Here is a 14,644-nt window from a genome sequence, read left to right as displayed (position 1 = left end):
AAAAAATCCGTAGTTAGTTTCCTAACTACGGATTTTGCATGATCGTTTGGATCGGTCAACCGGTCATTTTCTTAACTGATCGGCATTAACCTAAAGGTGCTTTTTTTGGTTTTACTAATTAAGTTTGTTTATAGCGTTAAAAATACAATCAAACCTACACCGAGTAATAAACGATATATTACAAATGGCAACATACCCATTCGCTCTATTACTTTTAAAAACATAAATATACATGCATAAGCCGATAAGAACGATAGCACCACACCAAGCAATAATGTATTCCAATCAACTACATGGTCACCCAGTGCAAGCTCTGCAATATAATAAAGCCCCATCATAGAAATAATCGGAATCGCTAGTAAAAACGAAAAACGCGCTGCGCTTTGCTTATTCATACCCAACATTAAACCAGCGGTCATCGTGATACCTGATCGAGAAGTACCCGGGATCATTGCAACAGCTTGTGCAAAACCAATGATAAGTGCCGTTTTCCAATTGAGCTGATAAATAGTTTTAATTTGTTTCCCTTTTGCATCCGCGTACCAAAGCAACAAACCAAATACAATGGTGGTAGTAGCAATTACCCAAGCGCTTCGCAAATATAACTCAATAAAGTCTTTTAAAAGTAAACCTAAAATAGCGGCAGGCACTGTACCTAGTATAATCCACCAGCCTAATTTACTGTCATCGGTAGTGCCTTGCTTACCAAAAGATTTAAACCATGCGCTTAGTATATCTACTACTTCTTTACGAAAATAAATAACAACGGCTATTAAAGTACCAACATGTACTGCTACGTCAAACGCAAGCCCTTGATCTTCCCAGCCTAAAATTTGCGATGGGAGAATTAAATGCGCAGAACTCGATATTGGTAAAAACTCAGTAAATCCCTGTATGAGGGCTAAAATAATTATTTCGATAATACTCATAGGTTAGAAAACTCCACCTTCCATAGCTTTTGTTGAGGGTTATTATATTCATTCCATAACTGCGCAATCGTTTGCTTAGCTACAGGATGATAAAAATCTGGGGCAACCTCACTCAGAGGTTGTAATACAAATGCATTTTTAGTTATTTCATCACGTGGTAATTGCGCTGGGGAATCGCAAGTTACATCATCATAAAACAGTAAATCTAAATCGAGCGTTCGTGGACTAAATTTTTTGTCGTTCGCTGTACGCCCATTATCACGCTCTATTTGTTTTAATAAAGCGCATACATCAGCAAGCGACATATCAGTTGTAGCGCCAACTACTGAATTATAAAAATTATTGCCAGCAAACCCAACTGCTTCACTTTCAAAAACAGACGAGTGCACAATGTGCTCAAAGTGCTGCTTAAGTGCAATTAATGCACATTGTATATAATGCGCTTTATTTATATTTGACCCTAGGCTGATATAAATTTGAGCCATTTAGTCAGTTGCCTTAACACGTGTAATTTCAACACCCACAGTTTGTGCTTGTGCTACTGCTGCTGGTTTACTTACTCTTATAGTAACTTGTGGCGTATTAAACTCGCTTAAAATAATCTCAGCCAACTGCTCAACCAAAGTCTCTAGCAACTCAACAGGTTTTGCAGTGCAGTGCTTAATAACGCGTTCGCTTACTTTTGAGTAATCCAGTGCTAAATTAATATCGTCATTTTCGGCTGCAGGCTTAATATCACTAAGCATTTCAATATCAAAATAAAGGCTCTGTTTACTTTCTTTTTCAAAGTCGTACACTCCAATAATAGTGTCGACGTGTAATTGAGATATAAAAACCTTATCCATTGATACTCCAAATAACAACAAACGACTAAGCAACTATACAAAGCATCAATAAAATTAATACTGTATATGGTTTAGCCAGTGTTTAAATATGTGAAAATAACTTCTACAATAGCAAAATAACCAAACTAGCTATTAAATAGCCTGTTAATAATTTTCACGATAAATTTTGCTGCCAATAATAGCTTAAAAGTACTATCAATTGGTATAGCAATTAAAAAATAAGGAAGCGTGTGTTAGCCACTTTAATGTTTGTTTTAGCTTATTTACTTGGGTCGATTTCGTCGGCTATTTTAGTGTCGCGGTTGTTCAAACTCCCTGACCCTCGTAATAGTGGTTCTAACAACCCAGGGGCTACAAATGTTTATAGATTAGGCGGAGCATTTCCGGCTTGCTTGGTTTTAGTGTTTGATATTTTAAAAGGCACTATTCCAGTATGGGGAGCTTATTTTTTAGAAGTTGAACCTTTAGAGCTTGGTTTAGTCGCTGTAGCAGCTTGCTTAGGCCATATGTACCCACTGTTTTTTAGCTTCAAAGGCGGTAAAGCCGTAGCAACGGCATTTGGCTCATTATTACCTATTGGCTTATCATTGGCTGGTTTACTTGTTTGTACATGGCTGGTTATAGTGGCTATAACACGCTATTCATCACTTGCGGCGCTTGTGGCAGTCTCTTTAGCACCTTTATATACATGGCTGATAAAACCACTTTATACTCTTCCCGTTACTTTTATTACGTTGTTAGTTATATTTCGTCACCGTACTAATATTATTAGATTATTTAGTGGGGAAGAACCAAAAGTAGGCGCTAAAAAAGCACCCACTGATGAAAACGAAAACAGTTAATGTAAGAGTAATACCAATTTTATTAAAAACATAATCATTCTAGCGTATTAAATAACTCACTAGCTACGTTAAAAATTATTTATATAGAACAACTATGTATCATAATTTTAGCCTTGTTATTGAGCTATTTTCTTATCGCTATAATAGATCACTAATTTAATTCAATTGGTATAATTAAATAGGCTCAAGGCTATCTATTGGCCAGCGAGGTTTTGTTTTCATATCAAGACTTGCAAACTGACCTGCTTTTAAACGTTGCATTCCTGCATAAGCAATCATTGCACCGTTGTCGGTACAAAATTCAGTACGCGGATAAAAAACGTCGCCTTTCATACCTTTCATTACGCGTTCAAGCTGCAGTCGAAGCTGTGTATTTGCACTTACGCCACCGGCGATTACTAAACGCTTAATACCTGTTTGTTTAAGCGCTCGCTTGCACTTAATAACCAGCGTATCAATAACCGCTGTTTGAAATGCATGCGCTATATCAGCTTTAGTTTGATCGTCATCGTCATTTTCACGAATAGTGATTGATGCTGCAGTTTTTAAACCACTAAAACTAAAATCAAGACCTGGTTTGTCGGTCATCGGGCGAGGAAAAATAAAGCGCTTCGCAACGCCTTGTTCGGCCATTTTAGCTAAGCGCGGACCTCCAGGGTAGTCAAGACCAAGTAACTTAGCCGTTTTATCAAAGGCTTCGCCTGCGGCATCATCAACTGACTCACCTAGTACTTCGTATTGTCCAATACCCGCTACTTTAACCATCATGGTATGACCGCCCGATACAAGCAATGCAATAAACGGAAACTCAGGAATATTTTCTTCAAGCATCGGAGCAAGTAAATGCCCTTCCATATGATGAACAGCAACAGCTGGAATGTCCCAACCGTATGCTAATGAACGACCAATAGAAGTACCTACCAATAATGCTCCAACTAAACCTGGGCCTGCAGTATAAGCAATGCCATCTAAATCTTCTGGGCCGCAACCCGCTTGTGCAAAAGCTGCGTCTATAAGTGGTAGCGTTTTACGAACATGATCGCGCGATGCAAGTTCCGGTACTACACCGCCATAATCAGCGTGTACTTTTACCTGGCTGTATAATTGATGAGCTAACAAGCCTTTTTCGTCATCGTATATTGCAATACCTGTTTCATCACATGACGATTCAATGCCTAAAATTCGCACTGTACTTCTCCTGCCTTTAAAATTTCACTTCGCTGTTTTTATAACGTAAGGCCAATATTTGTTTGGCCATCTTCTAGGGCAAACTTTTTAAGTGCCTTCACGCTATCAGAGGTAATACGCCCCATATTTTCTACAAAATCAATTAGCTCACCTAATACTTCAATTTCGTATTGCATTAATGGATGCTCTCTAACGGCCGTGTTATCTGCAATCTCGCCTTCAACCGTCATTTGATACTCAATAAAGCGGGCTACGGTTGCTTGAGAAATTTTACTAACACTAATGAACTCTTGCTCATCTTGCGCCATTAAACCGTGCATTAAGCTAAGTAAAGACGTTGCAGCATCAATAGCAGGGTAAGTACCAAACATATCAAAATCAGCAAGCTCAGGAACATTCGGTTCTATTTTTTCAACTTGTTTTTCGAGATCTATTTTACTTTTAGGCAGTAATATTTTTTCCCAACAAACATTAAGCGAATTACGAAGTAAGGTTTCATCACCAAACCCCGTTGCTTCGCTAAATAAACCGTAATTTGGCAGCATTCGCTCTATTAAAGCACTTGCTAAAACAGCTTTTTGTAAATAGTTAAGCTCTCTAATACGCTGAAAATTATTTGCTTTAGTCATTCTTTAACGTCTCACACGACCAACAAAAATCAAATGTTGATCCATTATGCTCATTACAGTTAGGGCATACCCAATCTGGAGCGGATTGTTTTACTTGTTGATAGTTTACCAATATTTGGCGCGCATGGCGCTCTTTTATCGCATAAACCTGCACACTAACTTGTGCTTGATCAAATGGAATTTCTCCCAATGCGCCTTGGAGCATCTCACCTTTTATTTTGCATTCGATGCCACTGGTTTGTATTAAACCTTTAATAATATTAGCCTCAAGGGTATTTTCGGCTTTATAAATTGTAACCCATTGAAAGGAGCTATCAGTTGAATTTTTATTATTAATATTTTGCAATATTCACCTCATTTATTTTGTGTTATCAATATCCTGCGCTAAATTATTAGCATGCTGCACTTTTAGGGAATAAACATGACACTTACAACCCCGGGCTTACTTTTTCCGGCCATATCGCTGCTATTATTAGCCTATACAAACCGATTTTTAGTTTTAGCGCAATTAATTAGGGAGTTAAATGCGCGCGAAGGTGAATCTATCCGACCTGTTGTAGTCGCTCAAATCACTAACTTACGTAAACGAATAAACTTAATCAGAACAATGCAGGTATACGGCGTAGCCTCTTTTTTACTGTGTACATTTTCGATGTTTGCTTTATTTATTGAATTTAATACCACAGGGATTATTTTATTTGGCATTAGCTTAGCTTGCTTAAGTTTATCGTTATTAACGTCTTTATTCGAAATACATATTTCTTGTGATGCGATTGAAATAGAACTACAAAGCATTGAAAATAAACCATTAAGCAGCCGAATAAATAGAAATTTTGTAAAATAAACTCTCATAGATAAAACACCCTATTATTTGTCATAATCATGTTATATGTGCGCCCTATTTTGGGGCGTACTTTTTTATTAATTAGAACAATTAAATTCCAACCTCCTAACTAACCCACTGAGTTAAAATAACTTTGCCTAGATAGTTAATTGCAAAAATATAGACAAAACACAATAAACAACTAGTTATCAATTAAAAAAGTAATACTATTTGGTCGCTTTCCTCTTTAATTAATACTAAAAGGGGGGTATCCTGCTGGAAACACGTATGAACTTGCAACCGTATTTCAATATAGAATTTTACTAAACTTTAGAATAAAAATTAATATATTTGATATCCGTGGTATCTGCGACTTACTTATAAAAAGGGACTATAAAGTGAGATTTGAACAATTAGAGCAATTTGTAGCACTTGGTGTATTACGTCACTTTAGACAAGCAGCTGAACAAACCCAAATTAGTACTTCAGCGCTAACGCGCAGCATTCAAACACTTGAAAATGAAATGGGATATGAGTTAGTAAAACGCTCAACTCGTTCTGTTAAATTAACGCCTGAAGGCGAACTTTTCCTTGAATATGCTAAAACGACTCTATCGGAACTTGAGCTAACGAAAAAACGGATTTTTCAATCAGTAAACGGTAATGCTAATGAAAAACTTGTTATTGGCTATACCAATAAGGCAAGCAGCATAGTACCTATTTCTTGTGGACAGTTTTTAGCTCAATATCCTCATATAAAAATTGAAATGCAGTTACAAGATCAACAAGAGCTAACACGCAGACTCCAACAAGGTGAAATAGACATAAGTGTATACTCTCAAGCTATTAATAGTATTGGCAGTGACATTCACTTACCTGATCAGCTTGTATTATTTGTTTCAAAAAATCACCCTCTTGCACATAAAAACGATATAAGTAAGCAAAATCTTGATAGCTACCCTATGTTTGGCTGCTTCTCTCAATCTAAACAAGTGCAAACTATGCTTAATGAAGCAATTGATTCTTTAAATAAATCATCAAGTATTAAAGTGGGTAGCATTGAGCAAGTAATGGCTGGTGTAGTTAAATCAGATCACTTTGCTATAGCAAGCATTGAGCATGCAAACACAATCGCAGAGAACTCTGAACTCGTGCAACTAAAAACAAATAAAGATTTAAATCACGAACAACTCGTTGTACAAACAAGCCAACAAACATCTATTACCGAACATGTAGAGCACTTGCTGTCGCTTATAAAAAAAGCGGGAGCTGCATTTAACTAACCCTTCTTTTTGAAAAAGTGCGGCACAATAAACAGTAGCTTTAAATCGCTTTTCGGCTACACTGTCGCACCTTTTTTAAACAGCTGATGTGAATGAACACACTTTTTGGTCCTGATGTCTATTTAGATGATATAGAACGCCAAGGATACACCGTAATTCATAACGCGCTTATTGCCGATTTAGTTAACGATTTAGTTGCAGATTGTCACCGTATAAACCCCCACTTTAGCCTTGCCGGTATTGGTCGATTAAATAACTTACAAATAGATAAAACTATTCGTACTGACAAAACCTATTGGTTTGACGGCAGCTCTCAAGCACAGCTTACGTATCAAGCAATAATGCAAAGTATAAAAACCACGTTAAATCGTAGCTTTTTTATGGGGCTATTTGATTACGAATGCCATTATGCAAAATATACACAGGGTGATTTTTATAAAAAACACTTAGATGCATTTAAAGGTCGATCTAATCGTGTATTTACAACGGTGCTTTATTTAAATACGCCAGAGCAAGGTGGCGAACTTGTTATATATAAACCTAAAAGTAAAGAAGTAGAAATAACCATTAAACCAACTGCTGGCACATTGGTTATGTTTGAAAGCGAACGTTTTGCTCATGAAGTGCTTCCTGCAGTTGACGAACGCTATTCTATTGCTGGATGGTTTAGAAAAAACGCCTCTATTAGCGGCATTATTGATCCACCCCGATAGCTCTAAATAGCGAATTTTAACAGCCTTTATTAAGGCTTTAAAATGCTATTGGGTATGAAAGTAATAACCCCATAAAGATAGCCAAGCCCACATAATGATTATTTAAAAACGCTTTAAAGCAGGCATCTCTTTCACGTTTATGAATAAGCGTTTGTTGATATGCCAATAAACCAGCTGCTACACTCAAACCAACGCCAAACGCGACACTTAAATGATTACTTATACCAATAAACGCAACCAGCGCTATAAATACAGCATTAAGTAAAAAGATTATGTGGCGGTCGAATTTACCAAATAAAATAGCGGTTGATTTTACCCCTATTTTTAAATCGTCATCTCTATCAACCATCGCATACATAGTGTCATAAGCGACTGTCCAGCAAATATTGGCTATAAATAATAACCATGCCTGCTGCGGTAATGCATTTATTGAAGCCATATACGCCATTGGAATAGCCCAACCAAATGCAGCCCCTAAAACAACTTGTGGTAATTGTGTATAGCGTTTCATAAAAGGGTAGCAAAAAGCTAAAGCCAAAGCCCCAAAAGAAAGCAAAAGAGTATTAACGCTAAGCATTAATACTAAAATAAACGCAATAACTATGAGCAGTAAAAACAAACTAAGTGCTTCACCACTACTAACCCGCCCTGAAGCTAGCGGCCGCTGAGCTGTGCGTTTTACAGAGCCGTCTATTTTCCTATCTGCAAAATCATTAATTACACACCCTGCACTTCGCATAACAACAACGCCCAGCGTAAATATAATAAAGTTGAGTAAGCTCGGCATCCCACTATTAGCAAGCCATAAAGCCCAGTATGTTGGCCAAAGTAATAACAAGGTACCAATGGGCTTATCTATACGCATTAGCTGTATATAGTAAGAAATATGTTTTGGCTTTAAAGCGGCTAATTTCATGAGTATAAATATGCTCCTGGTAAAAACACTTCACACACTAAAAATTTATATTCTTTGAGTGAAAATACACTTCGACGCCCTAGTAAGTTTTTTTCGGGTAGGTTTAATTTTGCAACTAATTGCTGAACGGGGTGCTTGGCATCAAAATAAGCAATTTCTATATCCGTTCGTTTTAGTGCTGGGTCTTGAAAAATCACATCACCTAAAGGTCGTTCACCCATATTGTGCAAAGGATTGCTCGAATCATTTTTAGGAAGCCAGCTCTGTGCGTATACCACAGGTTTGTTATCGCACAATAAGAGTACTTCTCTATTAATCGCTGTTTTAGCGCTACAGTTTAGTAATAACTTTTGCTCTAGACTTAAAGTAAATAACTGCTCGCTCAATACTCTTACACTAAAAATTTGTGATTTACTTTTTAATTTAGCAGTTAAAGAATTAGGTTCAAAAAGCCATTCTTGCTCTAGAGGAGATAAATCACTTACATATGAAGTGGACTGCCAATTAGCAGATATAGACAGAGGATAAGTAATCACAATAGCTCAACAAAATAAAAAACAACGAGATGATACCATTGCCAAAGCTTTTGAAAAAGTGATGTTTTATAACCATAAATAATTGCTTGGCGCTGTTTATTACCCACTATTAAGTATAAACTATTTGTAACAAGTTTTAAGAAACGCTTTAAATATGAAAAAAATAGTATACGCAGGTCTTTTTACGTTCTTTGTAAGCGTCATAAGCTTTACAGCTCGTGCTGAATCTACAGTTGGTTATTTTGGTTTTGAGCCCGATATAATCACCAACTACATTGGCGCATCAAGTAAAAAAATGGGCTATGTGCGTGTAACTATTGATTTAATGCTTAATGACACTTCAAATATTGCAGTAGTAGAGCACCACACGCCATTACTACGTGATGCCCTAGTAGAAATTTTATCTAAAGAGCCTGAAGAAAAAATAAAATCCCTTACTGGCCGTGAAGAAATACGCGCAAAGTGCGCCGAAAAACTAAAAAGCCTCTTAAAAGAAGAAACAGGACAAGAGATCATCCGTGAAGTCTTGTTCACTAAGTATTTATATCATTAGTATTTAACGTTTTGCGTTAAATACTTTGGCGGTGTAGGCAAAAGCCATACCGCTAACTAATCCACCTAAGTGCGCCCAATTAGCCATACCTACAAACAATACATCTGCAAAACCAAGCACTAACCAAATCAACATAAAACCAACAATAGCCGTACTAACCAGTGCTGGTTTGTTCGGATTTAAAAAGCTATGAATCCAACAAAAACCAAGTAACCCATATACTACGCCACTCAAACCGCCAAAGTTAGGACCAACCATTAGGTATTGCGCCCAATTACTAATAAGTGCAGTCACTAAAAACAAACCTATTAAGCTGAGTTTTCCGCATTGCTTTTCGATATTGTCGCCAAGCGACATCCACCAAATTAAATTAAACACAATATGCATCGCGCTAAAATGCACAAGCGCAGGTGTTAACCAACTGAGCGGTTGTGATGGATTAAATTGCAGAGCTGTATAAATTTCATCAAATCCACCCAATAAAAAAGCGACATAAATAACAATACTTAATATGCTAACAGTTTGGTTAAGCCAGCTAAGCGCTTTAAATCGCGCCATAAGATTAAGTGATTGCCCTTGATATTTAAGCGGCGATTGCGTGCTGCCTACATCCCAAGATGCTTGCTGGTATTTTTCATGATTGGGGTTTTGTGTAAATTCAGTCCATAGCGGCTGAACTTGATGAAAGTCCTCTTCAGTCACGCTAATGATGACATTACTACCATCTGCTGAGTGTATCTTTGCATCTAGGCCTTGGCTTTTTAAATAATCTATAAAGCCCTGTGCGGCGCGTGGGTTATTTAAACTGCCAAGCTCTATCATCGCTCTACCTTCTCGCTGTAAGCCGCTTCCCAAGCAGTGAAGCCACCATCCATGCTGTAAACATCTTCAAAGCCTTGTTCAACTAAATAACTAGCTGCGCCCTGAGAGCTCATACCGTGGTAACACACAATAATAATTGGCTGATCGAATTCTTTTTCCATCATAAATTGTGCAATATTACCGTTAGAAAGTGCTTCTGAGCCTGGAATACGACCAGCTTGATACGAATTTGGATCGCGAATATCTGCAATTACAACGTCTTCTTTATCTAGAAGTTCTAACGTTTGCGCTATAGAAATGTGTTTAAATGCCATTGAAGTCTCTTTAATTAATAGTATAAAAAAGGCGGCTAAAGCCGCCCTTCTTGTAATTTAGTTAGGAACTAATCCCAGTTTAAAATTACTTTACCTGACTGACCTGAAATCATCATATCAAAGCCAGCTTGGAAGTCATCCACAGAATACTGATGTGTAATAATTGGGTTCAAATCAAGACCAGATTGAATCAAGCTTGCCATTTTGTACCACGTTTCGAACATTTCGCGACCGTAAATACCTTTAATCACTAAACCTTTAAAAATAACTTGGTTCCAATCAACTGCCATATCAGATGGTGGAATACCTAGCATGGCAATTTTACCGCCGTGGTTCATGTTATTAAGCATTGAATTAAAAGCGCTTGGCACACCTGACATCTCAAGACCAATATCAAAGCCCTCTGTCATACCTAAGTCTTTTATTACATCTTCAAGCTTTTCGCTTGCCACGTTTACAGCACGTGATGCACCCATTTTGCGGGCTAAATCTAGGCGGTATTCATTTACGTCGGTAATAACGACGTGGCGAGCACCAACGTGTTTTGCAACCGCTGCTGCCATAATACCAATTGGGCCTGCACCAGTAATAAGTACATCTTCGCCAACTAAGTCAAACGATAATGCGGTATGAACTGCATTGCCAAACGGGTCAAAAATAGAAGCCAGTTCGTCAGAAATGTTATCTGGAATTTTAAATGCATTAAATGCAGGAATAACTAAATACTCTGCAAATGCACCTTCACGGTTTACACCTACGCCTGTTGTATTTCGGCATAAATGTACACGCCCAGCACGACAGTTACGACAGTGCCCACATGTAATATGACCTTCACCCGATACGCGGTCGCCTACTTTAAAGCCACGAACTTCCTGGCCCATATCAACGACTTCACCAACATACTCGTGACCAACAACCATTGGAGTAGGAATAGTTTTGCTTGCCCATTCATCCCATTTGTAAATATGTACGTCGGTACCACAAATAGCTGTTTTACGAATTTTAATCAGTAAGTCGTTATGACCGACTTCTGGCTTTGGCGCATCTGTCATCCAAATGCCCGGTTCTGCTTTTAATTTAGATAATGCTTTCATAATTCACACTCAACTAAAAAACCGAAGCAAGGCTTCGGTTTAAAATAAAATTAAATAACGCCCATTTCTTTACCAATGCGGGTAAATGCATCAATAGCAATATCGAGTTGCTCAATACTATGCGCCGCTGAAATTTGTGTACGAATACGCGCTTGCCCTTTTGGTACTACAGGGAATGAAAAACCAGTGACGTAAATACCTTCAACAAGTAACTTATCAGCCATTAACGAGGCTACTTTTGCATCTCCCAGCATTACTGGGATGATTGCATGATCTTTACCTGCACACGTAAAACCAACAGCTTCCATTTGCTCACGGAAATATTTAGCATTTGACCAAAGTTTAGCGCGAAGCTCACCGCCATTTTCTAGCATTTCAAGTACTTTAATTGATGCAGTAACAATTGAAGGCGCTAATGAGTTTGAGAACAAGTATGGGCGCGAACGTTGGCGTAACCATTCAACAATTTCTTTTTTACCTGAAGTATAACCACCTGAAGCGCCGCCTAGCGCTTTGCCTAATGTGCCGGTAATAATATCTACACGGTCTAATACATTACAGTACTCAGGTGTACCTTTACCGTTTTCGCCAACAAAGCCAACAGCATGAGAGTCATCAACCATTACAAGTGCATCGTATTTATCAGCTAGGTCGCACACAGCTTCTAAATTACAAATAACGCCGTCCATAGAAAACACGCCATCAGTCGCTATTAGCTTCGTTTTAACGCCGGCTTCATCGGCAGCAATAAGCTGCTTTTCAAGATCAGCCATGTCGTTATTTGCATAACGAAAACGCTTAGCTTTACACAAACGTACACCATCAATAATTGATGCATGGTTTAACGAATCAGAAATAATAGCGTCTTCTGCGCCTAAAATAGTTTCAAACAAGCCTGTGTTTGCATCAAAACATGAAGAATATAAAATCGTATCTTCTGTTTCTAAAAACTCACTGATTTTTTTCTCTAGGGTTTTATGAATATCTTGCGTGCCACAAATAAAACGAACAGACGCAACACCAAAACCATGATTATTTAAACCGTTTTGCGCAGCTTCAATTAGCTCTGGGCTATTAGCTAAACCTAAGTAGTTATTAGCACAAAAGTTGATTACTTTACCTGACGCAACTTCGATTTGAGCTTGCTGCTGAGATTTAATAATGCGTTCGCTTTTATACAAACCTTCGGTTTTTACATCTTCAATTTGCTGTTGTAGCTGGCTAAAAAAAGCAGATGCTCTCATCTGTGTTCTCCATTAATTTGAACGGGTAAACAACCACATTTAAGCGACTGTTTATTATGGGGGGTATTGTAAAAGTTTAATGGGGAAAATGCACGGTTTGCAGTTCGTCGCAAACGCCCTAAACTGGAAGGAATTCCTGCCAGTTTACAGGCTAATCTGTTTAGTTTATTTATATCTTTAAAAGTGCAGATAAACTGTTTATAGAATCGATAATTAAATCAGCCTCTTGCTTGGCGCTTTCGTCAAAGCTTTGACCTGAGCGAACTAAAACGCGAGTCGTAATACCCGCTTTTTGCGCTGCCTGCATGTCACTGAGTTTATCGCCCACCATAATGCTGCAAGCAGGGTCGATGTTATGCTCTTGTATGCCTTGTAATAACATACCTGGTGCAGGCTTTCTGCAACTGCATTGTTTTAAATATTCTGGTAGTGCTTTTTTAGGGTGATGAGGGCAAAAGTACACATCGGCAACTTCAATACTGTGATCGCTAAATTGGGCTTTCATCCAATCAGTTAGTGCTAAAAAATCAACTTCGGTGTAATAACCTCGACCAATTCCAGATTGATTAGTGACGATTATAATTTTATAACCTGCATCATAAAATGTTTTGCAGGTATTAAAAAAACCGTCAATAAATTCAAACTTTTCGCTTTGATAAACATAACCATGATCAACATTTACCACACCATCTCGGTCTAAAAAAAGCGCTTTATTTTTTTGTTGCTCATTCATTACAAAGACTCTTTTTGTACAACATGATCAAACATCGCTTTTACATCATCAACCGTAATTTGGCTCATTAAATCATCGCCTTTAACGCGCGTACCCCACGGCACTTGCTCAGCCGTTTTACCTGTTTGCTTAAGCAAATTTTGGTGATAAACCTCAACCACGTAATCTTGATATAAGTAAGGGCCTGTTCGTGCTGGGTTTGAATGTGCATATAAACCAATAACCGGCGTACCAACAGTTACCGCCATATGTGCAGGACCCGTATCGGGCGCAAGCACTAAGCTGCCACGCTTTAACACGCACAACAACTCTTTGAGTTTCGTTTTACCCACTAAATTTAAAATAGGTGTTTTACTATACTCAACAATACTATTTGCTAGGTTAATTTCAAGTTCTGTTGGCCCCCCCGTCAATACCACCTTAAAGCCTTGCTCATTTGCATAATCAGCCAATGCTGCATAACGATCAGCGAGCCAATTGCGCTGTGCTTTACTTGCTGCTGGCGATATTACAAATAGTTTATTAGTTAGGTACTTTGGTGTTAGTAACTCATCAGCAACCGCTTGGTCTTGCTCTGTATATGGCATGTCCCAACTCGGTTTATAATCAGCTACATCAATGGCTTTTGCAAAACCTTTAAAGCCTTCAAGCACATGCGCCTGAGCTTCTGGGGCTATTCGTTTATTAATAAACAAGCTGTGCAATTCTTTTGAACGCGCCCAATCAAATCCTATTTTTACTTTTGCAGGAATACAATGCGCTAAAAATCCAGCCCTTAATGCAACTTGCATGTTAAGTAGTACATCAAACTGTTGATCTTTAAAGCGTTGCTTTAAGCTTTTAAGTGCGGCTTTTCCTTGCTTTTTATCAAATACCACCAGCTCAACACCAGGTAAGTCAGCAAGTAACATGGCTTCTATTTTGCCAATAACCCAGGTGATTTTTGCATTAGGGTGTGCTTTTTGAATGGCTTGTACAGCACTCACACCATGACATACGTCGCCAATGGCTGAGAGTCTTAATATACAAATAGATGAATAGTTAGGAGCTTGAGTCACACATTCCCTTAGGTATTAAATACAAAAGCCGATCTTAAATTATAATCACGCTATTGCAAGCACTTATCCTCAGCTTTAAAACGCGCTAATATAGGCATATTATTTAGCAATTACGCAGAGCT

At 38.0% G+C, this 14,644-nt stretch carries 19 protein-coding genes; 5 read left to right on the top strand and 14 right to left on the bottom strand.

The features are described 5' to 3' along the window. Positions 1–128: 128 nt before the first annotated feature. Genes GQR52_RS18575 through folB form a run of 3 tightly spaced genes read right to left on the bottom strand, consistent with a single transcriptional unit; the run spans position 129 to position 1,774 of the window. Complete coding sequence (locus GQR52_RS18575; protein ID WP_007584742.1) at positions 129–929, bottom strand: undecaprenyl-diphosphate phosphatase; 801 nt, start codon at positions 927–929, stop codon at positions 129–131. Beyond that, positions 926–1,414 (bottom strand): 2-amino-4-hydroxy-6-hydroxymethyldihydropteridine diphosphokinase, encoded by a 489-nt coding sequence (folK, locus tag GQR52_RS18570; protein ID WP_007584740.1) that lies wholly within the window; start codon positions 1,412–1,414, stop codon positions 926–928. The genes GQR52_RS18575 and folK overlap by 4 nt, the downstream gene beginning before the upstream one ends. Then, a complete protein-coding gene (gene folB, locus GQR52_RS18565) occupies positions 1,415–1,774 on the bottom strand; it encodes a dihydroneopterin aldolase (RefSeq protein WP_007584738.1) in 360 nt (119 codons plus the stop codon). Positions 1,775–2,004: 230 nt separating this feature from the next. On the opposite strand from folB, the gene plsY reads away from it, so the two are divergent. Continuing rightward, positions 2,005–2,616, top strand: coding sequence for a glycerol-3-phosphate 1-O-acyltransferase PlsY (plsY, locus tag GQR52_RS18560; protein WP_165729397.1), 612 nt, complete (start codon positions 2,005–2,007; stop codon positions 2,614–2,616). Positions 2,617–2,790: 174 nt separating this feature from the next. Here plsY and tsaD read toward each other — a convergent pair whose 3' ends face one another. The 3 genes from tsaD to GQR52_RS18545 are packed head-to-tail and all read right to left on the bottom strand — an operon-like array spanning position 2,791 to position 4,779. Continuing rightward, positions 2,791–3,804, bottom strand: coding sequence for a tRNA (adenosine(37)-N6)-threonylcarbamoyltransferase complex transferase subunit TsaD (gene tsaD, locus GQR52_RS18555; protein WP_165729396.1), 1,014 nt, complete (start codon positions 3,802–3,804; stop codon positions 2,791–2,793). Between the two features lie 38 nt (positions 3,805–3,842). Next, the gene (locus GQR52_RS18550; RefSeq protein WP_007377861.1) at positions 3,843–4,433 is read right to left on the bottom strand and encodes a YjaG family protein; all 591 of its coding nucleotides are present in this window, start codon (positions 4,431–4,433) and stop codon (positions 3,843–3,845) included. Continuing rightward, positions 4,426–4,779: a DUF2007 domain-containing protein gene (locus GQR52_RS18545; RefSeq protein WP_010554404.1), complete on the bottom strand. Its 354-nt coding sequence runs from the start codon at positions 4,777–4,779 to the stop codon at positions 4,426–4,428. The genes GQR52_RS18550 and GQR52_RS18545 overlap by 8 nt, the downstream gene beginning before the upstream one ends. A 75-nt stretch (positions 4,780–4,854) precedes the next feature. Between GQR52_RS18545 and GQR52_RS18540 the strand changes: the two genes are divergently transcribed. The 3 genes from GQR52_RS18540 to GQR52_RS18530 all read left to right on the top strand — a co-directional run bounded on the left by GQR52_RS18540 (position 4,855) and on the right by GQR52_RS18530 (position 7,252). Then, complete coding sequence (locus GQR52_RS18540) at positions 4,855–5,277, top strand: DUF2721 domain-containing protein (protein ID WP_007584730.1); 423 nt, start codon at positions 4,855–4,857, stop codon at positions 5,275–5,277. A gap of 377 nt (positions 5,278–5,654) precedes the next feature. Next, on the top strand, positions 5,655–6,539 hold the full coding sequence (locus GQR52_RS18535; protein WP_007584725.1) for a LysR substrate-binding domain-containing protein: 885 nt from the start codon (positions 5,655–5,657) through the stop codon (positions 6,537–6,539). Positions 6,540–6,631: 92 nt separating this feature from the next. Beyond that, complete coding sequence (locus tag GQR52_RS18530) at positions 6,632–7,252, top strand: 2OG-Fe(II) oxygenase (protein ID WP_007584723.1); 621 nt, start codon at positions 6,632–6,634, stop codon at positions 7,250–7,252. 37 nt (positions 7,253–7,289) lie between these two features. Here the strand turns inward: GQR52_RS18530 and ubiA are convergent, their stop codons facing one another. Beyond that, a complete protein-coding gene (gene ubiA / locus GQR52_RS18525) occupies positions 7,290–8,168 on the bottom strand; it encodes a 4-hydroxybenzoate octaprenyltransferase (protein WP_165729395.1) in 879 nt (292 codons plus the stop codon). Continuing rightward, positions 8,165–8,704 carry a chorismate lyase gene (locus tag GQR52_RS18520; RefSeq protein ID WP_165729394.1) on the bottom strand — a complete coding sequence of 180 codons (540 nt, stop codon included), beginning with the start codon at positions 8,702–8,704 and terminating at the stop codon, positions 8,165–8,167. The genes ubiA and GQR52_RS18520 overlap by 4 nt, the downstream gene beginning before the upstream one ends. A 154-nt stretch (positions 8,705–8,858) precedes the next feature. On the opposite strand from GQR52_RS18520, the gene GQR52_RS18515 reads away from it, so the two are divergent. After that, positions 8,859–9,257: a flagellar basal body-associated protein FliL gene (locus GQR52_RS18515; protein WP_165729393.1), complete on the top strand. Its 399-nt coding sequence runs from the start codon at positions 8,859–8,861 to the stop codon at positions 9,255–9,257. 3 nt (positions 9,258–9,260) lie between these two features. Here GQR52_RS18515 and glpG read toward each other — a convergent pair whose 3' ends face one another. The 6 genes from glpG to GQR52_RS18485 form a co-directional block, all read right to left on the bottom strand. Then, positions 9,261–10,079 (bottom strand): rhomboid family intramembrane serine protease GlpG, encoded by an 819-nt coding sequence (gene glpG, locus GQR52_RS18510; protein WP_165729392.1) that lies wholly within the window; start codon positions 10,077–10,079, stop codon positions 9,261–9,263. Next, the gene (gene glpE, locus GQR52_RS18505) at positions 10,076–10,393 is read right to left on the bottom strand and encodes a thiosulfate sulfurtransferase GlpE (RefSeq protein WP_010554397.1); all 318 of its coding nucleotides are present in this window, start codon (positions 10,391–10,393) and stop codon (positions 10,076–10,078) included. The genes glpG and glpE overlap by 4 nt, the downstream gene beginning before the upstream one ends. A 68-nt stretch (positions 10,394–10,461) precedes the next feature. Further along, the gene (tdh, locus tag GQR52_RS18500; RefSeq protein ID WP_007584716.1) at positions 10,462–11,487 is read right to left on the bottom strand and encodes an L-threonine 3-dehydrogenase; all 1,026 of its coding nucleotides are present in this window, start codon (positions 11,485–11,487) and stop codon (positions 10,462–10,464) included. Positions 11,488–11,537: 50 nt separating this feature from the next. Next, a complete protein-coding gene (locus GQR52_RS18495) occupies positions 11,538–12,731 on the bottom strand; it encodes a glycine C-acetyltransferase (RefSeq protein WP_165729391.1) in 1,194 nt (397 codons plus the stop codon). A gap of 169 nt (positions 12,732–12,900) precedes the next feature. After that, positions 12,901–13,464: a D-glycero-beta-D-manno-heptose 1,7-bisphosphate 7-phosphatase gene (gene gmhB / locus GQR52_RS18490; protein WP_165729390.1), complete on the bottom strand. Its 564-nt coding sequence runs from the start codon at positions 13,462–13,464 to the stop codon at positions 12,901–12,903. Next, the gene (locus GQR52_RS18485) at positions 13,464–14,522 is read right to left on the bottom strand and encodes a glycosyltransferase family 9 protein (RefSeq protein ID WP_165729389.1); all 1,059 of its coding nucleotides are present in this window, start codon (positions 14,520–14,522) and stop codon (positions 13,464–13,466) included. Before GQR52_RS18485 ends, gmhB begins: the two co-directional genes overlap by 1 nt. Positions 14,523–14,644: the final 122 nt, after the last annotated feature.

This window comes from Pseudoalteromonas sp. 31A1 (assembly GCF_011378815.1).
GTDB classification, from domain to species: Bacteria; Pseudomonadota; Gammaproteobacteria; order Enterobacterales; family Alteromonadaceae; genus Pseudoalteromonas; species Pseudoalteromonas arctica.
Note: the sequence above shows the minus strand (reverse complement) of the source record. Positions and strands in the feature narration are given on the sequence as shown.

Bases quoted from the DNA above. Each gene is read 5' to 3' on its own strand.
- GQR52_RS18575 (WP_007584742.1), bottom strand. From the start codon at position 929: ATGAGTATTATCGAAATAATTATTTTAGCCCTCATACAGGGATTTACT.
- folK (WP_007584740.1), bottom strand. From the start codon at position 1,414: ATGGCTCAAATTTATATCAGCCTAGGGTCAAATATAAATAAAGCGCAT.
- folB (WP_007584738.1), bottom strand. From the start codon at position 1,774: ATGGATAAGGTTTTTATATCTCAATTACACGTCGACACTATTATTGGA.
- GQR52_RS18550 (WP_007377861.1), bottom strand. From the start codon at position 4,433: ATGACTAAAGCAAATAATTTTCAGCGTATTAGAGAGCTTAACTATTTA.
- GQR52_RS18540 (WP_007584730.1), top strand. From the start codon at position 4,855: ATGACACTTACAACCCCGGGCTTACTTTTTCCGGCCATATCGCTGCTA.
- GQR52_RS18530 (WP_007584723.1), top strand. From the start codon at position 6,632: ATGAACACACTTTTTGGTCCTGATGTCTATTTAGATGATATAGAACGC.
- ubiA (WP_165729395.1), bottom strand. From the start codon at position 8,168: ATGAAATTAGCCGCTTTAAAGCCAAAACATATTTCTTACTATATACAG.
- GQR52_RS18515 (WP_165729393.1), top strand. From the start codon at position 8,859: ATGAAAAAAATAGTATACGCAGGTCTTTTTACGTTCTTTGTAAGCGTC.
- glpG (WP_165729392.1), bottom strand. From the start codon at position 10,079: ATGATAGAGCTTGGCAGTTTAAATAACCCACGCGCCGCACAGGGCTTT.
- glpE (WP_010554397.1), bottom strand. From the start codon at position 10,393: ATGGCATTTAAACACATTTCTATAGCGCAAACGTTAGAACTTCTAGAT.
- tdh (WP_007584716.1), bottom strand. From the start codon at position 11,487: ATGAAAGCATTATCTAAATTAAAAGCAGAACCGGGCATTTGGATGACA.
- GQR52_RS18495 (WP_165729391.1), bottom strand. From the start codon at position 12,731: ATGAGAGCATCTGCTTTTTTTAGCCAGCTACAACAGCAAATTGAAGAT.
- gmhB (WP_165729390.1), bottom strand. From the start codon at position 13,464: ATGAATGAGCAACAAAAAAATAAAGCGCTTTTTTTAGACCGAGATGGT.